The organism is Sphingomonas adhaesiva (assembly GCF_036946305.1).
GTDB lineage: Bacteria > Pseudomonadota > Alphaproteobacteria > Sphingomonadales > Sphingomonadaceae > Sphingomonas > Sphingomonas adhaesiva_B.
On the sequence record NZ_JAQIJJ010000009.1, the window covers coordinates 74623 to 93201 of the forward strand.

Consider the following 18579-nt stretch of genomic DNA (forward strand, 5'->3'; position numbering starts at 1 on the left):
ATGCTCCCGCGCAACGAAAAGGGGATCATGGCATGAAGGCAGCAGGCTGGGCGCTGATGGCGCTCGCGACGACGACGGTGCCCGCGGGGGCGGAGACGGTGGTCGTCACCGCGGCGCGGATGCTGGACGTCGACAGCGGGCGGATGGTCGAGCGCCCGATGATCGTCGTTACCGACGGCAGGATCGTCTCCACCAGCGGCGGCAATGCGCCCGCGGACGCGAAGCGCGTCGATCTGGGCGACGTCACGCTCGTGCCCGGGCTGATCGACATGCACGTTCACCTGACCAGCCTGGCCGAGATCGGCGGCTACCAGACGCTGAAATATACCGACAGCTTCTGGGGCGCGGTGGGGGTGGCGAATGCGGCGAAGACGCTGCGCGCGGGCTTCACCACGGTGCGCAACGTCGGCGCGGCGGACTTTCAGGACGTCGGGCTGAAGGAGGCGATCGATGGCGGCTGGGTGATCGGCCCGCGGATCGTGCCGGCGGGCTATGCGATCGGCGCCACCGGCGGGCATTGCGACGACAATGCGCTGCCGCCCTCCTATGACAAGACGCTGCCCAGCGTCGTCAACTCACCCGAAGAGGCGCGCGCCAAGGTGCGCTGGCTGCACAAATACGGCGCGGAGGTCATCAAGATCTGCGCCACCGGCGGTGTCTTCTCGCTGGGCGATTCGGTCGGCGGGCAGCAGTTGAGCGTCGAGGAGATGAAGGCGATCGCGGACGAGGCGCACATGCTCCACCTGAAGGTCGCCGCGCACGCGCACGGCGACGAGGGGATCAAGGCCGCGATCGTCGCGGGCATCGACACGATCGAGCATGTCAGCCTGGCGTCGGACGAGGCGATGAGGCTCGCGATCCAGCACAAGACCTGGTTCGACATGGACATCTACAACGACGACTACATCCTGGCGACCGGCACGAAGAACGGCACCGAGCAGGAGAGTCTCGACAAGGAGAAGGCGATCGGGCTGAAGCAGCGCCAGACGTTCCAGCGCGCGGTGCGGATGGGCGTGGCGATGACCTTCGGCACCGATGCCGGCGTCTATCCGCATGGCGACAATGCGAAGCAGTTCGCCAAGATGGTGCAATGGGGGATGACGCCGCTACAGGCGATCCGCGCCGCGACCTCGCAGGCGGCACTGGCGCTGGGGCGCGACGATGTCGGCGCGATCGCGGTGGGTCGCTGGGGCGACATGGTGGCGGTGACGGGCGATCCCACCGCCGACGTGACCGTGCTGGAGCATCCGGTCGCGGTGCTGAAGGGCGGCGTGCGGGTGGAGTGAGGCGCGTCTTTACCTCCTCCTCACATCCGTTCGTGCTGAGGAGGCATTGAGCCTGTCGAAATGCCGTCTCGAAGCATAAGCGTCGCACTTGCCCTTCGAGACGAGGCTTCGACAGGCTCAGCCTCTCCTCAGGGCGAACGGAAATCAGCGGTTCTTACCGCGCCACATCCCGCCGGGTATAGACGATCCGCCGCGTATCCCCGGTCCGTATCACGAAGGTCGCGCGATAGTCGCGGGCCAGCGCCGCCTCGACCAGCGCGCGGGTGCGCGGGTTGCCGCCCTCGAACGCGGGCAGCACGTCGACGATCTTCTCCGGGCGCGTCGCCAGGATGCGGCGCACCTCCGCGGCGGGATCGACGCCCAGCGCCTCGGCATTGTCCTCCCACCGGACGTTGAGCATCCCCGGAAAGGCGTAGCGCGTCGGCAGGCAGCTGTGCGTCAGATGGTACAGCACCGGATAGCCGTCATAGACGTAGAGGCAGCCGTGCCGCGGCGTCGCGGCGGCGGCGAAGGCATAGGCCTGCGCCCGCGTGCCCTTCACCCGGATGGTGAGCAGCAGCACCAGCTGCGACACCGCGAAGATGGTCAGCAGCAGCGCCAGCGTGCGCCCCGGGCGCCGGTCCAGCCCCGGCGCGGCGAGCAGCGCCAGCGGCAGCAGGATCGGCGGCAGCGCATTGGGGTTGGGGCCGTTGAGGAAGGGGTACAGCCCCACCAGCGCCGCGGCGAGCCAGCCCCAGGCGAAGCGCCGCGCCGGATCGGCGTTCGCGCCGCGCGGTGCAAGTAGCGCGGCGATCCATAGCGGCGACAGGATCGCGAGCGCGAGCAGCCAGCCCATCGCCTTGTCCGCCAGCGCGCCGCCGCCCTTGCCGAAGATCGAGACGAAATTGGCGAAGACGAAGGCGTCGAGCGCGCCGATCCGGGCGTAGGCGGCCAGCGCGATCAGCGTTGGCACCAGCGCGGTCGCGGCCAGCGCGACCGCATAGGCGGCGAGCGTCGCCGGGCGCATCCCGCGCCGCCACGCCGCCCACAGCAGCGCCAACCCGAAGAACACCCCCTCGAACAGCACCGAATATTTGATCTGCAACGCCGCGCCGCACAGCAGCATCGCCGCGAACGCCGCCGCGACCGGGCGCCGGGCGGCTCGTGCCGCCACCTGCCGCAGCACCAGCGCGGCGGCGAGGATCATCGGCAAATTGTAGAAGACCGCGGCCTGTCCGCCCTCGCCCTCGGTGAAGTCGAGCCACAGGAGATAGGCCGCCGCCGCCGCCAGCGCTCCCGCGGGGCCGGTGCCGCGCGCGGCGATGCGGTGGACGACCAGCGCGGTGGCCCAGGCGACCAGTGCGGCGACCAGATGATATTGGAGGACGCCGTCGCCGCCCAGCTGCCGGATCGCGGCGAAGATCAGGAACAGCCCGATCGGCTTGCGGTCCCAGATGTCGACATAGACCAGCGCGCCGTGCGCCAGCCGGTCGCCGACCAGCAGGTAATATTGTTCGTCGAACCCGGTCGCGGGATTGCCCCACATCGCGAAGCGCGCCGCGACGGCGACGAGCGCCAGCAGCAAGGCGGCGCGCGCGGGGCGATGCAGGTCGAGGGGGAGCGTCATCGCCGCGCCTGATAGGGGGCGCGACCTTCGCGCGGCAAGTGGTGGAAATTGAACCGCTCCGCCGTTCGCGCTTTGGACGGGCGAGGAGAGATGCCATGGCCGACGACCACGACCGGATCGCGAAGGATTTTGCCGAGGCGGTCAACATGGCGCCCGCCGAGCTGGAACAATGGCTCGACAGCGACGACAGCAAGCGCGTCGGCTGGAAGGGGGAGGGAGGCGACGGCGGGGGCGAGAGCGTCGGCCACAAGTCCGGTCGCCGCATCGTCGCGATCAAGCGGACGTAGAAGGCGGACCTGAGCGACGACGATTACGCGCATATGAAGAAAGTTGTCGGCTATGTGCACCGCCATCTGGCGCAGGGCGGGCCGAAGGAGGATGCGGCGCACTCCGACTGGCGCTATTCGCTGATGAACTGGGGCCATGATCCCGAAAAGTAGCACGGATTGACCGCGGGGGCCGGCGCCGGTATAGCGCCGCCCGTCCGACGGGAGCGATTCCCGGAACGACGCTTGAACATTGCTGGATGCATTAAGGGCCGAAGGCGCCGGTGACGGTGGCCGATGGTCCTTTTCGTATTCCGTATAGCTTGTGATGGCTCCAGCAAAGTAACCTCAAGAAAGGTGAAGGCTTCAATGCCGACGATCAACCAGCTGGTCCGCAAGGGCCGCGACCCGCAGAAGGCCAAGAGCAAGGTTCCTGCGATGGAGCAGAACCCGCAGAAGCGCGGCGTCTGCACCCGTGTCTATACCACGACCCCGAAGAAGCCGAACTCGGCGCTGCGCAAGGTGGCCAAGGTCCGCCTGACCAACCAGCGCGAGGTCATCAGCTACATCCCGGGCGAGGGCCACAACCTTCAGGAGCACTCGGTGGTGCTGATCCGCGGCGGCCGTGTGCGCGACCTTCCCGGCGTGCGCTACCACGTGCTGCGCGGCGTGCTCGACACGCAGGGCGTGAAGGATCGCAAGCAGAGCCGCTCGAAGTACGGCGCGAAGCGTCCGAAGTAAGCCACGCACGTCGCTCCAGCGAAGGCTGGAGCCTCCTGGCTTGTGTCCGAACAAGAGCCGCATGAGATGCCAGCCTGCGCTGGCATGACGTTCGTGGGGCTGGTGATCTAGAAGGAAATTCACATGGCGCGTCGTCGTCGTCCCGAAAAGCGGGAAATCCTGCCGGACCCCGTCTATGGTGATGAGGTCCTCTCCAAGTTCATGAATTCGGTGATGCTGGACGGCAAGAAGTCCGTCGCCGAAGGCATCGTCTATTCCGCGCTCAACACCGTCGAGACCCGCGCCAAGCGCGAGCCGATCGGCGTGTTCCATGACGCGCTGAACAACATCAAGCCGGGCATCGAGGTCCGTTCGCGCCGCGTCGGCGGTGCGACCTACCAGGTGCCGGTCGAGGTGCGTCCCGAGCGCGCGCAGGCGCTGGCGATCCGCTGGCTGATCTCGGCGGCGCGCGGCCGCAGCGAGAACACCATGTCGGCGCGCCTGTCGGGCGAGCTGATGGACGCCGCCAACAACCGCGGCAACGCGGTGAAGAAGCGCGAGGACACGCACCGCATGGCGGAAGCGAACCGCGCCTTCTCGCATTACCGCTGGTAACGGCGTGTCGACGCTGACCGTCTTGGAAGCGTCGCAAATCTGACCTATATCGTGGGGAGCCGGCGACACGCTGCGCTCCCCACATCGCTAAGGAAGCCCGATCATGGCCCGCAGCCATCCGCTCGAACTCTATCGCAATATCGGCATCATGGCGCACATCGACGCCGGCAAGACGACGACCACCGAGCGCATCCTCTATTACACCGGCAAGTCCTACAAGATCGGCGAAGTGCACGAAGGCACCGCGACGATGGACTGGATGGAGCAGGAGCAGGAGCGCGGGATCACGATCACGTCGGCCGCCACCACCTGCAAGTGGAAGGCCGAGGAGGGCAAGGGTCCCGAGCACCTCATCAACATCATCGACACCCCCGGGCACGTCGACTTCACCATCGAAGTCGAGCGCTCGTTGCGCGTGCTGGACGGCGCGGTCGCGTGCTTCGACGGCGTCGCCGGCGTGGAGCCGCAGTCGGAGACGGTGTGGCGCCAGGCCGACAAGTATGGCGTGCCGCGGATGTGCTTCGTCAACAAGCTCGACCGCACCGGCGCCGACTTCTATTTCTGCGTGCAGTCGATCATCGATCGCCTGGGTGCGAAGCCGGCGGTCCTGTATCTCCCGATCGGCATCGAGGGCGGCTTCAAGGGGCTGGTCGACCTGGTCGAGAATCGTGCGATCATCTGGCTCGAAGAGTCGCTGGGCGCGAAGTTCGAATATCAGCCGATCCCCGACGACATGGTCGAGAAGGCGGCGAAGTATCGCAACGACCTGATCGAGCTCGCCGTCGAGCAGGACGACGACGCGATGGAGGCGTATCTGGAGGGCAACGAGCCCGACACGAAGACGCTGAAGGCGCTGATCCGCAAGGGCACGCTCAACATGTCGTTCGTGCCGGTCGTCTGCGGCTCGGCGTTCAAGAACAAGGGCGTTCAGCCGCTGCTCGACGCGGTGGTCGACTTCCTGCCGTCGCCGCTCGACGTGCCGGCGATCAAGGGCGTGAAGCTCGACGGCGAGACGCCGGACGAGCGTCCGTCCTCGGACGAGGCGCCGTTCTCGGCGCTGGCGTTCAAGATCATGAACGACCCGTTCGTCGGCTCGCTGACCTTCGCGCGCATCTATTCGGGCGTCCTGACCAAGGGCGGCTACCTGAATTCGGTGAAGGACAAGAAGGAAAAGATCGGCCGTATGCTCCTCATGCACGCGAATTCGCGTGAGGACATCGACGAGGCGCGCGCGGGCGACATCGTCGCGATCGCGGGCCTGAAGGAGACGACGACGGGCGACACGCTGTGCGACCCGGCGCACCCGATCATCCTGGAGCGAATGGAATTCCCCGAGCCGGTGATCGAGCTGTCGGTGGAGCCGAAGACCAAGGCCGACCAGGAGAAGATGGGCGTCGCGCTCAATCGCCTGGCCGCCGAGGATCCCTCGTTCCGCGTGTCGACCGACCACGAATCGGGCCAGACCATCATCAAGGGGATGGGCGAGCTCCACCTCGAGATCCTGGTCGACCGCATGAAGCGCGAGTTCAAGGTCGAGGCGAACGTCGGTGCGCCGCAGGTGGCGTATCGCGAGTATCTCAAGAAGCCGGTCGACATCGACTACACGCACAAGAAGCAGTCGGGCGGCACCGGCCAGTTCGGCCGCGTCAAGGTGAAGCTGACCCCGGGCGAGCGTGGCGCGGGCATCATCTTCAAGGACGAGATCAAGGGCGGTAACATTCCGAAGGAATATATCCCCGCGATCGAGAAGGGCTTCCGCGAGACGGCAGCGACCGGCTCGCTGGTCGGCTTCCCGATCATCGACTTCGAGATCGTGCTGTACGACGGCGCGTATCACGATGTCGACTCGTCGGCGCTGGCGTTCGAGATCACCGCGCGCGGTGCGATGCGCGAGGCGGCGCAGAAGTCGGGCATCACGCTGCTGGAGCCGGTCATGAAGGTCGAGGTCGTCACCCCGGAGGATTATCTGGGCGACGTCATCGGCGACATGAACTCGCGTCGCGGGCAGATCCAGGGCACCGACACGCGCGGCAACGCGCAGGCGGTGACCGCGATGGTGCCGCTCGCCAACATGTTCGGCTACGTCAATTCGCTGCGTTCGTTCACCCAGGGGCGTGCCAGCTATTCGATGCAGTTCTCGCACTATGACGAAGTGCCGCAGAACGTCGCCGACGAGGTAAAGGCCAAGTTGGCCTGATAAGATGATCGTCACCCCGGCCTTGAGCCGGGGTCCCGCTGCCTCCTTGCGGGGAGAAGGAGCGGGATGCCGGCGCAAGGCCGGCATGACGGGGTAGCAATATCGAAAACGGTTCGCTATGGGGCCGCGTTCTGGCGCGGCTCCGTTCGCGAAGACGAATCCAAGAAGGTAGGGAAAAATGGCCAAGGCTAAATTCGAGCGGACCAAGCCGCACCTGAACATCGGCACCATCGGTCACGTCGACCATGGCAAGACCTCGCTGACGGCGGCAATCACCAAGGTGCTGGCGGAGAACGTCGCGGGCAACGCCGCGGTCGACTTCGCGAACATCGACAAGGCGCCGGAAGAGCGCGAGCGCGGCATCACCATCTCGACCGCGCACGTCGAGTATGAGACGGCGAACCGCCACTATGCGCACGTCGACTGCCCCGGCCACGCCGACTATGTGAAGAACATGATCACCGGCGCGGCGCAGATGGACGGCGCGATTCTGGTCGTGTCGGCCACCGACGGCCCGATGCCGCAGACCCGCGAGCACATCCTGCTCGCGCGCCAGGTCGGCGTGCCGGCGATGGTCGTGTTCATGAACAAGGTCGATCTGGTCGACGACGAGGAAATCCTCGAACTGGTCGAGCTGGAAGTCCGCGAACTGCTGAGCTCGTATGAGTTCCCGGGCGACGACATTCCGATCATCAAGGGTTCGGCGACCTGCGCGCTGTCGGGTTCGAACCAGAAGCTCGGCCCCGATGCGGTGCTGGAGCTGATGAAGGCGGTCGACGAGTACATCCCGCAGCCGGAGCGTCCGCTGGACAAGCCGTTCATGATGCCGATCGAGGACGTGTTCTCGATCTCGGGTCGCGGCACCGTGGTGACCGGCCGCGTCGAGACCGGCATCATCAAGGTCGGCGAGGAAGTCGAGATCGTCGGTATCCACCCGACCGTCCGCAAGACGACCGTCACCGGCGTCGAGATGTTCCGCAAGCTGCTCGATCAGGGCCAGGCCGGCGACAACGTCGGTGCGCTGATCCGCGGCGTGGCGCGTGACGAGGTCGAGCGTGGCCAGGTGCTCTGCAAGCCGGGCTCGATCAAGCCGCACACCGACTTCTCGTCGGAAGTGTACGTGCTGTCGAAGGACGAGGGTGGCCGTCACACACCGTTCTTCGCCAACTATCGTCCGCAGTTCTACTTCCGCACGACCGACGTGACCGGCACCGTCGAGCTGCCCGAGGGCACCGAGATGGTGATGCCGGGCGACAACGTCGCGCTGGGCATCAAGCTGATCGCCCCGATCGCGATGGACGTCGGCCAGCGCTTCACCATCCGCGAGGGTGGCCGCACCGTGGGTGCGGGCGTGGTCAGCGCGATCTCGAAGTAAGCTGATCCCCAAGTAGGTCGGCGCCGCCGCGTTCGCGCGGCGTGCCGCAAAAAGGTTCCGCCCGCCGCACGTTTTTCGTGCGGCGGGCGTTGCCTTTTTATGAGGGGGCCGTTATGCGCGCCCCTTCGAAATTCGAGTTGCGGCTCTTTCTCCGTTTCCCCGCCGTGATGGTGGGGATCTCATCCCGCCGGTGCTTCCACCTGCGGCGCGAGTCTCCGGCCATCGGTCGGGGTAACGGCCGGGGTCGTGACCGCAGTCATCGGTAGGGAATATGGACAGCAACATCCGCATCCGCCTGAAGGCGTTCGACCATCGCGTGCTCGACCAGGCGACCGGCGACATCGCCGACACCGCGCGCCGTACCGGCGCGCTCATCCGCGGCCCGATCCCGCTGCCGACCCGCATCGAGAAGTTCACCGTCAACCGCGGCCCGCACATCGACAAGAAGTCGCGCGAGCAGTTCGAGGTGCGCACCTACAAGCGCATGCTCGATATCGTGCAGCCGACTCCGCAGACCGTCGACGCGCTGATGAAGCTCGACCTGGCGGCCGGTGTTGACGTCGAGATCAAGCTCGCGTAAGCGCGCGGCTTCTCGCGAGGGGTGAGTCATATCCTCCTCGCGTCATCCCGGCGAAGGCCGGGATCTTTGTGGGGAGGGCGTGACGTCCACCACCAAGAGATGCCAGCCTCCGCTGGCATGACGACAAGATGAGATACCGCCGGTCGCCCTCGGGCTGCCGGGACAGCGTCTCCCGTCGTTCCGGCTCATGTCGGAACATCCGGCCCGGACGGGGGCACGCTTCGCATTTCGGGTTCGGACACGCACCTGTGGGGATGGGCCTCCAGGTGCCTCTGTAAGGAGCACGAGGTCATGCGTACTGGCGTGATCGCGAAGAAGATGGGGATGACCCGCCTGTTCCAGGACGACGGCCGCCACGTGCCGGTCACCGTCCTGCAGATCGAGGCGCTTCAGGTCGTCGCCCGCCGCGAGATGGATCGTGACGGCTATACCGCCGTCCAGCTTGGCGCCGGTGTCGCCAAGGCAAAGAATGTCGCCAAGCCGCAGCGCGGCCACTTCGGCAAGGCCGAGGTGGAGCCCAAGGCGATCGTCCACGAATTCCGCGTGAGCGAGGACAATCTCCTCGACGTCGGCGCGGAGCTGTCGGCCGATCACTATGTCGCCGGCCAGTATGTCGACATCCAGGGTCGCACGCAGGGCAAGGGCTTCGCCGGCGCCATGAAGCGCTGGAACTTCGGCGGTCTGCGCGCGACGCACGGCGTCTCGGTCAGCCACCGTTCGCACGGTTCGACCGGTAACCGCCAGGATCCGGGTCGCGTCTTCAAGAACAAGAAGATGGCCGGCCACATGGGCGACAAGAACCGCACGCAGCAGAACCTCGAGATCGTCGGCACCGACGTCGAGCGTGGTCTGATCTTCGTGAAGGGTTCGGTCCCCGGTTCGAAGGGCGGCTGGCTGTTCGTGAAGGACGCGGTCAAGCTCGATCGCCACGCGGACGCTCCGTACCCGGCCAGCCTGAAGCAGGCGGCCAACAGCAACACCGCAGCGGATACGCCCGCCGAGACTTCGGCTGACGCGACCGCGACCGACGGCCAGGAGGGCTAAGAAGTGAAGGTCAAGGTTTCCTCCTTTGCCGGCACCGACGCAGCGGACATCGAGCTCAACGACGAGGTCTTCGGCCTCGATCCGCGCGCCGACATCCTGCACCGCGTCGTGACCTGGCAGCTCGAGAAGCGCCGCGCTACCGCGCGTGGCACCCGCGAGCGTTCGGACGTCGCGCGGTCGGGCAAGAAGCTCGGTCGTCAGAAGGGCGGCGGCGTGGCACGTCACGGCGATCGCCGCGCTCCGGTGTTCATCGGCGGCGGCAAGGCGCATGGCGCCCGCGTCCGCGACTTCAATCCGGGCCTGAACAAGAAGATCCGCGCGCTGGGCCTCAAGATGGCGCTCAGCAGCCATGCCAAGGCGGGCTCGCTGATCGTGCTCGACGGGTTCGAGGTGCAGAAGACGAAGGATCTGAAGGGTCACTTCGCCACGCTGAACACGGGCAAGCGCACGCTGGTCATCGACAGCGAGGCGGGCGAGAGCTTCCGTGCGGGTCGCAACCTGCCGGGCGTCGACCTGCTGCCCGCGATCGGTGCGAACGTCTATGACATCATCAAGGCAGACACGCTGGTGCTGACGCGCGCGGCGGTCGAGAAGCTGGAGGCGCGCTTCAATGGCTAAGCCGGCAAAGGCGATCGACAACCGTCATTACGACGTGATTGTCGCGCCGCACATCACCGAGAAGGCGACCCTGCTCTCCGAGCAGAATGCGGTGGTCTTCAAGGTCGCCAATGCGGCGACCAAGCCCCAGATCAAGGCGGCGGTGGAAGCGCTGTTCGACGTGCGCGTCGTCGGCGTGAACACCATCGTCCAGAAGGGCAAGACCAAGCGCTGGAAGGGTGCGCCCTACCGTCGCTCCGATGTCAAGAAGGCGATCGTGACGCTCGGCGAAGGCCAGTCGATCGACGTTACCGAGGGGGCCAAGTAAGATGGCACTCAAGCATTACAATCCGACCTCGCCGGCGCAGCGCGGCCTCATCCTGGTCGACAAGTCGTCGCTGTGGAAGGGCAAGCCCGTCAAGGCGCTGACCGAAGGCAAGCGCAAGACCGGCGGCCGCAACAACAAGGGCCATGTGACCAGCCGCGGCATCGCGGGCGGCCACAAGCAGAAGTACCGCTACGTCGACTTCAAGCGTCGCAAGTGGGACGTCGAGGGCACCGTCGAGCGGCTGGAATATGATCCCAACCGCACCGCGTTCATCGCTTTGGTGTCGTATCCGGACGGCGAGCAGGCCTATATCATCGCACCGCAGCGGCTGGCGCCGGGCGACAAGGTGATCGCGTCGAAGAAGGCCGATACGAAGCCGGGCAATGCGATGGAGATCGGCCAGGTCCCCGTCGGCACCATCGTCCACAATGTGGAGATGAAGCCGGGCAAGGGCGGTCAGATCGCGCGGTCGGCGGGCACCTATGTGCAGGTCGTGGGTCGCGACAAGGGCATGGTGATGGTGCGCCTGAACTCGGGCGAGCAGCGCTACATCCACGCCGACTGCATGGCGACCGTCGGTGCGGTGTCCAATCCGGACAACCAGAACCAGAACCTCGGCAAGGCGGGTCGTTCGCGCTGGATGGGCAAGCGCCCGCTGACGCGCGGTGTCGCGAAGAACCCGGTCGACCACCCGCACGGCGGTGGTGAGGGCCGGACCTCGGGCGGCCGTCACCCGGTCACGCCGTGGGGCAAGCCGACCAAGGGTGCGCGCACGCGCCACAACAAGGCGACGGACAAGATGATCATCCGTAGCCGTCACGCGAGGAAGAAGTAATGGCGCGCTCCGTCTGGAAGGGCCCGTTCGTCGAACTGAGCCTGCTCAAGAAGGCCGAAGCCGCGCAGGACGCCGGTGGCCGCGCGCCGATCAAGACCTGGTCGCGCCGCTCCACCATCCTGCCGTCGTTCGTGGGTCTCACGTTCAACGTCTATAATGGCCGCAAGTTCGTGCCCGTCTCGGTCAACGAGGACATGGTCGGCATGAAGCTCGGCGAATTCGCGCCGACCCGGTATTTCCCGGGTCACGCGGCTGACAAGAAGGGCAAGCGCTGATGAGCAAGCCTCAGTCCCCCCGCAAGGTCGGCGACAAGGAAGCCTTGTCGGTCGGTACGCAGATCCGTGGCTCGGCGCAGAAGCTGGGCCTGGTCGCCGCGCTGATCCGCGGCCGCAAGGTCGACGACGCGATGAACATCCTGGCCTTCTCGAAGAAGTCCATGGCGGTCGACGCGCGCAAGGTGCTGGCGTCGGCCATCGCCAATGCCGAGAACAACCACAACCTCGACGTCGACGCGCTCGTCGTCGCCGAGGCGTCGGTCGGCAAGTCGATCGTGATGAAGCGGTTCGCCACGCGCGGCCGCGGCAAGTCCACCCGCATCCTGAAGCCGTTCTCGCGGCTGCGGATCGTCGTGCGCGAGCAGGAAGAAGCCTAATGGGTCACAAGAGCAACCCGATCGGTCTGCGCCTGCAGATCAACCGCACCTGGGACAGCCGCTGGTACGCCGAGGGCGCGGACTATAAGAAGCTGCTGCTGGAGGATCTGAAGATCCGCCAGTACATCCTGAAGACGCTGCCGCAGGCGGCGATCTCCAAGGTGGTGATCGATCGTCCGGCCAAGCTGTGCCGCATCTCGATCTATGCGGCGCGTCCCGGCGTCATCATCGGCAAGAAGGGTTCGGACATCGAGAAGCTGAGGAAGATCCTCGGCGCGATGACCAGCTCGGACGTGTCGCTGAACATCGTCGAGATCCGCAAGCCGGAAGTCGATGCCAAGCTGATCGCGCAGGGCATCGCCGACCAGCTGGAGCGTCGTATCGCGTTCCGCCGCGCCATGAAGCGCGCGGTGCAGTCCGCGATGCGGCTCGGCGCCGACGGCATCAAGGTGTATTGCGGTGGTCGTCTGGGCGGTGCGGAAATCGCGCGCTCGGAGAGCTATCGCGAGGGCCGCGTGCCGCTGCACACGCTGCGCGCCAACATCGATTACGCGCATGCCGAGGCGCACACCGCTTATGGTGTCTGCGGCGTGAAGGTGTGGGTGTTCAAGGGCGAGATCCTGGGTCACGACCCGTTCGCGACCGATCGCCTGATGATGGAGGCCCAGACCTCCGGCGTGCGCCCTGCGCGCGACGACCGTCGCTAAGGAATAACGGACATGTTGCAACCGAAGCGCACCAAGTTCCGCAAGGCGTTCAAGGGCCGTATCCACGGTGACGCCAAGGGCGGCACGTCGCTGAACTTCGGCTCCTACGGCCTCAAGGCGCTGGAGCCGGAGCGTATCACCGCCCGCCAGATCGAGGCGGCCCGTCGTGCGATCACGCGCCACATCAAGCGCCAGGGGCGTTTGTGGATCCGCGTGTTCCCGGACGTGCCGGTGTCGTCGAAGCCGGCCGAAGTCCGCATGGGCTCGGGCAAGGGTTCGCCGGAATTCTGGGCCGCGCGCGTCAAGCCGGGCCGGATCCTGTTCGAGCTGGACGGCGTCGAGGGGCAGCTGGCCGCGGAGGCGTTCAGCCGCGCTGCGATGAAGCTGCCGATCAAGACCAAGGTCGTGGCGCGTCTGGGCGACACGTCGCACCTCGGGGGTGAGTAAGATGGCGAAGAAGACTGATTTCACCGGCCAGAGCGACGACCAGCTGGGCGAATCGCTGGGCAACCTGAAGCGCGAGCAGTTCAACCTGCGCTTCCAGGCGGCGACCAGCCAGCTGGAGAAGCCGAGCCGCGTGCGCGAGGTCCGCAAGGACATCGCGCGCATCAAGACCGTCCAGGCGCAGCGCAACGCTGCGTCCGGCAAGTAAGGGAACCGAGCACATGCCGAAGCGCGTGCTGACCGGGCTGGTCGTGTCCGACAAGGGCGAGAAGACCGTGGTGGTGAACGTCGAGCGCAAGGTGAAGCACCCGCTCTACGGCAAGATCATCCGCCGCTCGAAGAAGTACCACGCCCATGACGAGGCGAACGAGTACAAGGCCGGCGAGACCGTGCGCATCGAAGAGACGGCGCCGATCTCCAAGCTGAAGACCTGGAAGGTGATCGCGCGCGTCAACACGCACGTCTCGCCCGAGCGGGTCGAGATCGACGGGTAAGAAGCGTCATCCCAGCGCAGGCTGGGATCTTTGGCCGCGAGGACGTCTTCGCGGCGCGAGACCCCAGCCTTCGCTGGGGTGACGTAACCGACGAGAGGGCAGGGGGCGTTGCCTTTCCTGTCCGGAGCGGCTAAGGGGCCGCTCCCCCTGGCGCGGACCTGTCCGCTGCCGGGGGTCATTTTTTAGGCGGGGCTGGGTCGGTATCCACCCCATGAGCGAGAAGGAAGCGGATCGATGATCCAGATGCAATCCAATCTCGACGTCGCTGACAACAGCGGCGCGAAGCGGGTGCAGTGCATCAAGGTGCTGGGCGGCTCGAAGCGTCGCACGGCCGGCGTCGGCGACATCATCGTCGTCAGCGTCAAGGAAGCGCAGCCGCGCGGCCGCGTGAAGAAGGGCGACGTGCATCGCGCCGTCATCGTGCGCACCGCCAAGGACATCCGTCGCGCCGACGGGTCGGTGATCCGGTTTGACGGCAACGCCGCGGTGCTGGTCAACAAGAACGAGGAGCCGATCGGCACCCGTATCTTCGGCCCGGTCGTGCGCGAGCTGCGCGGCAAGAAGCACATGAAGATCATCAGCCTCGCTCCGGAGGTGCTGTAATGGCCGCCGCCAAGATCAAGAAGGGCGATCGCGTGATCGTCCTGTCCGGCAAGGACAAGGGCAAGACCGGCACCGTCACGACGGCGCTGCCGCGCGACGGCAAGGTCGTGGTCGAGGGCGTGAACGTCGCGACCCGCCACCGCAAGCCGAGCCAGGCCAACCCGCAGGGCGGGCTGGAGCGCGTCGAGGCGCCGCTGCACATCTCGAAGGTCGCGCACGTGACCGCCGAGGGCAAGCCGACCCGCGTGCGTTTCGAGACCCAGGACGGCAAGAAGGTCCGCGTCGCCGTCAAGACCGGGGAGAAGATCGATGGCTGATGCCTACAAGCCCCGCATGAAGGCGATCTATGACGATCGCATCATCAAGGCGATGACCGACAAGTTCGGCTACAAGAACGCGCTCGAGATTCCGCGGATCGAGAAGATCGTGCTGAACATGGGCGTGGGCGAAGCGACCCAGGACAAGAAGCGCGTCGACCAGGCCGCGTCCGAGATGGAGCTGATCGCGGGCCAGAAGCCGGTCATCACCAAGGCGAAGAAGTCGATCGCGCAGTTCAAGCTGCGCGAGGGCATGCCGATCGGCGTCAAGGTGACGCTGCGTCGCGAGCGCATGTACGAGTTCCTCGACCGCTTCATCACGATCGCGCTGCCGCGCGTGCGCGACTTCCGCGGGCTGAACCCGAAGTCCTTCGACGGCCGTGGCAATTACGCCTGCGGCATCAAGGAGCAGATCGTGTTCCCCGAGATCAGCTATGACCGCGTCGACAAGGTGCGCGGCATGGACGTGATCGTGACCACCACCGCGAAGACGGACGACGAGGCGCGCGAGCTGCTCCGCCTGTTCGGCTTCCCGTTCCCGATCGAAGAGACGGGCGAAGAGAAGAAGGCGGCATGACCGCCTTCGCGATTTGACAAAGAGAGCTTAAGTCCATGGCGAAACTGAGTTCCGTGAACAAGAACGAGCGTCGCAAGAAGCTCGTGGCGCAATACGCGCCCAAGTATGCGAAGCTGAAGGCGCAGGCGAATGACGAGTCGCTCGACGAGACCGAGCGTCTCATCGCGCGCCTCAAGATGGCCGAGCTGCCGCGCAACGCGAATCCCACGCGTATCCGCAACCGCTGCGCGCTGACCGGGCGTCCGCGCGCGTATTACCGCAAGTTCGGGCTCGCCCGTGTCATGCTGCGCGATCTGGCCAACAAGGGCCTGATCCCGGGCCTCACGAAGTCGAGCTGGTAAGGATACGATCATGGCAGTGACCGATCCCCTGGGTGACCTGCTCACCCGCATCCGCAACGGCCAGCGCGCCAAGAAGGACAGCGTGATGTCGCCGTCCTCGAAGCTGCGCGTCCGCGTGCTCGACGTGTTGCAGCGCGAGGGCTATATCCGTGGCTATTCCGAGGAAGAGCTGGCGCTGGGCAAGGGCGCGTCCACGAAGGGCGTGCGCATCGAGCTGAAGTATTTCGAGGGGCAGCCCGCGATCAAGCATGTCGCGCGCGTCTCCAAGCCTGGCCGCCGCATCTATTCCGGCGCGACCGAGCTGCCGCGCGTGATGAACGGCTTGGGCATCACCATCGTCTCGACGCCGCGCGGCGTGCTTTCCGATGCGGAAGCGCGCGAGCAGAACGTCGGCGGCGAAGTGCTGGCGGAGGTGTTCTGATGAGCCGCATCGGTAAGAAGGCGGTCGCCATCCCTTCGGGCGTGACCGCGACCCGCAACGGCAACGAACTGTCGGTGAAGGGGCCGAAGGGCACCCTGTCGATGCCGCTGTCGGACCTGATCTCCTACGACGTGCAGTCGGATTCGATCGGCGTCCAGCCGGCGAACGACACGAAGCGCGCGCGGGCCTTCTGGGGCATGCAGCGCACGCTGGTGCAGAACCTGGTGACCGGCGTGACCGAGGGCTTCACCAAGAAGCTGCTCATCACCGGTGTCGGCTATCGTGCCGCCGCACAGGGCCGCAACCTGAAGCTGCAGCTCGGCTACAGCCATGACGTCAACATCGACGTGCCCGAGGGCATCGAGGTGAAGACGCCGGACGCGACCACGGTCGAGATCAGCGGTGCCGACAAACAGCGCGTGGGCCAGCTGGCCGCCGAAATCCGCCGCTGGCGTAAGCCCGAGCCGTACAAGGGCAAGGGCATCAAGTACGACGGCGAGTATATCTTCCGCAAGGAAGGGAAGAAGAAGTGACCAAGGGTCTTTCGCTTTTCGAGAAGCGGCGCCGCCGCAACCGTACCGCGCTGCGCGCCCGTGCGGGCGATCGTCCGCGCCTGTCGGTGCATCGTTCGGGCCAGCACATCTATGCGCAGGTGATCGACGATACGCAGGGTCGCACCGTGGCCTCCGCCTCGACGCTGTCGGGGCACGAGGGCAAGTCGGCCAACATCGAGGCGGCAGCCGCGGTGGGCAAGCGCGTCGCGGAGGCGGCGAAGGCCGCGGGCGTCACGCAGGTCGTCTTCGACCGTGGCGGCTTCCTCTTTCACGGCCGGGTGAAGGCGCTGGCCGAGGCCGCGCGCGAAGCCGGACTGGAGTTCTAAGACATGGCTGACGAGAACAACCAGCAGCCGCAGGGCGACGTCGCGGCGCAGGCGCCGCAGCAGGGCCAGCAGCAGGACGGCGGCAACTTCGGGCAGGGCGGTCCGCGCGGTGCGCGCGGCGGCCGTGGCCGTGGCGGTCCGGGTGGCGGCGGTGGCCGTGGTGGGCGTGACGGCGGCCGTGGCGGTCGTCGCGACGACCGTCGCAACAACCAGGACGATGGTGGCGAGGAGCTGATCGAGAAGCTCGTCCACATCAACCGCGTCTCCAAGACGGTGAAGGGCGGCAAGCGGTTCGGCTTCGCGGCGCTGGTCGTCGTGGGCGACGGCAAGGGCCGGGTCGGCTTCGGTCACGGCAAGGCGCGCGAGGTGCCGGAGGCGATCTCGAAGGCGACCGCCGCTGCCAAGAAGAAGATGGTCCGCGTGCCGCTGAAGGAAGGCCGCACGCTGCACCACGACGGCAACGGCCACTTCGGTGCCGGCCGCGTGACCGTCCGCTCGGCGCCGCAGGGCACCGGGATCATCGCGGGCGGCCCGATGCGCGCCGTCTTCGAGAGCCTGGGCGTCCATGACGTGGTGACCAAGTCGGTGGGCACGTCCAACCCGTACAACATGATCCGTGCGACGTTCGAGGCGCTGGGCAACCAGACCTCGCCGAAGGCGGTGGCACAGCGTCGCGGCAAGAAGATCGCCGACCTGCTGGGCCGCGCGCACGGGGCCGATGCGCAGTCCGCCGAGGCGGATGCCGCGGCCGTGGTGGAGTAAGTCGACATGGCGACCATCAAGGTGAAGCAGACCGGATCGCCGATCCGTCGCACCAAGGACCAGCGCGCGACCCTCGTCGGGCTGGGCCTGAACAAGATGCACCGCGTCGCGGAGCTGCAGGACACCCCCGAGGTGCGTGGCATGATCCGCAAGGTGCAGCACATGGTCGAGGTTCAGGAGGGCTGAGCCTTTCCGTTCGACTAGTGACAAGCAAAAGGGAGGGGGCTAAGCGGCCCCCTTCCTCATTTTTCCATCAGCGCGACAAAAGCGAAAGCGAGTGCATATCATGAAGCTCAACGAACTCCGCGACAACGAAGGCGCCCGTCACCGCAAGATCCGCGTCGGTCGCGGCATCGGCTCGGGCAAGGGCAAGACCGCGGGTCGCGGCCAGAAGGGCCAGAAGAGCCGCGAGGGCGTGTCCATCGCAGGCTTCGAGGGCGGTCAGATGCCGCTCCACATGCGGCTGCCGAAGCGCGGCTTCAACAACATCTTCGCCAAGGATTATGCCGAGGTGAACCTGGGCGCGATCCAGAAGGCGGTCGACGCGGGCAAGCTGACCGACGGCACGATCGACCATGCCGCGCTGAAGGCGGCCGGTCTCGCGCGCGGCGGCAAGGACGGCGTGCGCGTGCTGGGCAAGGGCGCGTTCTCGGCCAAGCTGTCGTTCACCGTCGCCGGCGTGTCGGCCGGTGCGCGCGAGGCGATCGAGAAGGCGGGCGGTTCGGTCAACGTGATCGAGGTCGTGCCTGCCGCCGAGAAGGCCGCCGCCAAGAAGGGCGTCGCCTACAAGGCGCGTCAGGAGAAGAAGGCCTCGTTCAAGGCGTAAGGCCCGACATGTGGCCGGTGCGACACGCGTCGCATCGGCCCTGTCGCATTCGAACCGCCAAGGTTAGACAAGGCGCGCACAGCGCCTATATGAGCGGCGGGGGCGG

General features: G+C 66.4%; 27 protein-coding genes and 1 pseudogene. 27 read left to right on the forward strand and 1 reads right to left on the reverse strand.

Features of this window, described 5'->3' with window-relative positions:
• Window positions 1-32 precede the first annotated feature (32 nt).
• A complete protein-coding gene (locus PGN14_RS14745; RefSeq protein WP_335300347.1) occupies window positions 33-1286 on the forward strand; it encodes a Xaa-Pro dipeptidase in 1254 nt (417 codons plus the stop codon).
• Window positions 1287-1440: 154 nt separating this feature from the next.
• Here the strand turns inward: PGN14_RS14745 and PGN14_RS14750 are convergent, their stop codons facing one another.
• Window positions 1441-2892 (reverse strand): hypothetical protein, encoded by a 1452-nt coding sequence (locus tag PGN14_RS14750; RefSeq protein ID WP_335300348.1) that lies wholly within the window; start codon window positions 2890-2892, stop codon window positions 1441-1443.
• 95 nt (window positions 2893-2987) lie between these two features.
• Between PGN14_RS14750 and PGN14_RS14755 the strand changes: the two are divergent.
• From PGN14_RS14755 to rplO, 26 genes and pseudogenes are all read left to right on the forward strand, one after another.
• Window positions 2988-3332, forward strand: a pseudogene (locus PGN14_RS14755) (DUF3140 domain-containing protein).
• Between the two features lie 195 nt (window positions 3333-3527).
• Window positions 3528-3899, forward strand: coding sequence for a 30S ribosomal protein S12 (rpsL, locus tag PGN14_RS14760; protein WP_022691828.1), 372 nt, complete (start codon window positions 3528-3530; stop codon window positions 3897-3899).
• A gap of 123 nt (window positions 3900-4022) precedes the next feature.
• Window positions 4023-4493, forward strand: a complete 471-nt coding sequence (gene rpsG, locus PGN14_RS14765) for a 30S ribosomal protein S7 (RefSeq protein ID WP_294300574.1) — start codon at window positions 4023-4025, stop codon at window positions 4491-4493.
• 103 nt (window positions 4494-4596) lie between these two features.
• Entirely contained in the window at window positions 4597-6690 is a 2094-nt protein-coding gene (gene fusA / locus PGN14_RS14770; RefSeq protein ID WP_335300349.1) for an elongation factor G, read from the forward strand.
• Window positions 6691-6868: 178 nt separating this feature from the next.
• A complete protein-coding gene (gene tuf, locus PGN14_RS14775) occupies window positions 6869-8065 on the forward strand; it encodes an elongation factor Tu (RefSeq protein ID WP_335300350.1) in 1197 nt (398 codons plus the stop codon).
• Window positions 8066-8336: 271 nt separating this feature from the next.
• Window positions 8337-8645 carry a 30S ribosomal protein S10 gene (gene rpsJ / locus PGN14_RS14780; protein ID WP_007406109.1) on the forward strand — a complete coding sequence of 103 codons (309 nt, stop codon included), beginning with the start codon at window positions 8337-8339 and terminating at the stop codon, window positions 8643-8645.
• 291 nt (window positions 8646-8936) lie between these two features.
• Window positions 8937-9689, forward strand: a complete 753-nt coding sequence (gene rplC, locus PGN14_RS14785; protein WP_335300351.1) for a 50S ribosomal protein L3 — start codon at window positions 8937-8939, stop codon at window positions 9687-9689.
• A 3-nt stretch (window positions 9690-9692) separates the two neighbouring features.
• On the forward strand, window positions 9693-10307 hold the full coding sequence (rplD, locus tag PGN14_RS14790) for a 50S ribosomal protein L4 (RefSeq protein ID WP_335300352.1): 615 nt from the start codon (window positions 9693-9695) through the stop codon (window positions 10305-10307).
• Window positions 10300-10614 (forward strand): 50S ribosomal protein L23, encoded by a 315-nt coding sequence (locus PGN14_RS14795; RefSeq protein ID WP_335300353.1) that lies wholly within the window; start codon window positions 10300-10302, stop codon window positions 10612-10614. The genes rplD and PGN14_RS14795 overlap by 8 nt, the downstream gene beginning before the upstream one ends.
• A gap of 1 nt (window position 10615) precedes the next feature.
• Window positions 10616-11449 (forward strand): 50S ribosomal protein L2, encoded by an 834-nt coding sequence (gene rplB / locus PGN14_RS14800; RefSeq protein WP_335300354.1) that lies wholly within the window; start codon window positions 10616-10618, stop codon window positions 11447-11449.
• A complete protein-coding gene (gene rpsS / locus PGN14_RS14805) occupies window positions 11449-11724 on the forward strand; it encodes a 30S ribosomal protein S19 (protein ID WP_056530739.1) in 276 nt (91 codons plus the stop codon). Before rplB ends, rpsS begins: the two co-directional genes overlap by 1 nt.
• A complete protein-coding gene (gene rplV, locus PGN14_RS14810) occupies window positions 11724-12101 on the forward strand; it encodes a 50S ribosomal protein L22 (RefSeq protein WP_335300355.1) in 378 nt (125 codons plus the stop codon). Before rpsS ends, rplV begins: the two co-directional genes overlap by 1 nt.
• A complete protein-coding gene (gene rpsC / locus PGN14_RS14815; protein WP_335300356.1) occupies window positions 12101-12808 on the forward strand; it encodes a 30S ribosomal protein S3 in 708 nt (235 codons plus the stop codon). Before rplV ends, rpsC begins: the two co-directional genes overlap by 1 nt.
• A gap of 12 nt (window positions 12809-12820) precedes the next feature.
• Entirely contained in the window at window positions 12821-13255 is a 435-nt protein-coding gene (gene rplP, locus PGN14_RS14820; RefSeq protein ID WP_335300357.1) for a 50S ribosomal protein L16, read from the forward strand.
• A 1-nt stretch (window position 13256) separates the two neighbouring features.
• Window positions 13257-13460 (forward strand): 50S ribosomal protein L29, encoded by a 204-nt coding sequence (rpmC, locus tag PGN14_RS14825; RefSeq protein WP_335300358.1) that lies wholly within the window; start codon window positions 13257-13259, stop codon window positions 13458-13460.
• A gap of 13 nt (window positions 13461-13473) precedes the next feature.
• Complete coding sequence (rpsQ, locus tag PGN14_RS14830) at window positions 13474-13746, forward strand: 30S ribosomal protein S17 (protein ID WP_335300359.1); 273 nt, start codon at window positions 13474-13476, stop codon at window positions 13744-13746.
• Window positions 13747-13980: 234 nt separating this feature from the next.
• Complete coding sequence (gene rplN / locus PGN14_RS14835; RefSeq protein WP_022687056.1) at window positions 13981-14349, forward strand: 50S ribosomal protein L14; 369 nt, start codon at window positions 13981-13983, stop codon at window positions 14347-14349.
• Window positions 14349-14666 (forward strand): 50S ribosomal protein L24, encoded by a 318-nt coding sequence (rplX, locus tag PGN14_RS14840; RefSeq protein WP_335300360.1) that lies wholly within the window; start codon window positions 14349-14351, stop codon window positions 14664-14666. The genes rplN and rplX overlap by 1 nt, the downstream gene beginning before the upstream one ends.
• The gene (gene rplE, locus PGN14_RS14845; protein ID WP_335300361.1) at window positions 14659-15243 is read left to right on the forward strand and encodes a 50S ribosomal protein L5; all 585 of its coding nucleotides are present in this window, start codon (window positions 14659-14661) and stop codon (window positions 15241-15243) included. The genes rplX and rplE overlap by 8 nt, the downstream gene beginning before the upstream one ends.
• Window positions 15244-15278: 35 nt before the next feature.
• Entirely contained in the window at window positions 15279-15584 is a 306-nt protein-coding gene (rpsN, locus tag PGN14_RS14850) for a 30S ribosomal protein S14 (RefSeq protein WP_335300362.1), read from the forward strand.
• A gap of 10 nt (window positions 15585-15594) precedes the next feature.
• Complete coding sequence (rpsH, locus tag PGN14_RS14855) at window positions 15595-16005, forward strand: 30S ribosomal protein S8 (RefSeq protein WP_335300363.1); 411 nt, start codon at window positions 15595-15597, stop codon at window positions 16003-16005.
• A complete protein-coding gene (rplF, locus tag PGN14_RS14860) occupies window positions 16005-16538 on the forward strand; it encodes a 50S ribosomal protein L6 (protein WP_335300364.1) in 534 nt (177 codons plus the stop codon). Before rpsH ends, rplF begins: the two co-directional genes overlap by 1 nt.
• Complete coding sequence (gene rplR, locus PGN14_RS14865; RefSeq protein ID WP_335300365.1) at window positions 16535-16885, forward strand: 50S ribosomal protein L18; 351 nt, start codon at window positions 16535-16537, stop codon at window positions 16883-16885. Before rplF ends, rplR begins: the two co-directional genes overlap by 4 nt.
• Before the next feature lie 3 nt (window positions 16886-16888).
• On the forward strand, window positions 16889-17647 hold the full coding sequence (rpsE, locus tag PGN14_RS14870) for a 30S ribosomal protein S5 (protein ID WP_335300366.1): 759 nt from the start codon (window positions 16889-16891) through the stop codon (window positions 17645-17647).
• Between the two features lie 6 nt (window positions 17648-17653).
• On the forward strand, window positions 17654-17833 hold the full coding sequence (gene rpmD, locus PGN14_RS14875) for a 50S ribosomal protein L30 (protein WP_335300367.1): 180 nt from the start codon (window positions 17654-17656) through the stop codon (window positions 17831-17833).
• A 100-nt stretch (window positions 17834-17933) separates the two neighbouring features.
• A complete protein-coding gene (gene rplO / locus PGN14_RS14880) occupies window positions 17934-18473 on the forward strand; it encodes a 50S ribosomal protein L15 (protein WP_335300368.1) in 540 nt (179 codons plus the stop codon).
• Window positions 18474-18579: the final 106 nt, after the last annotated feature.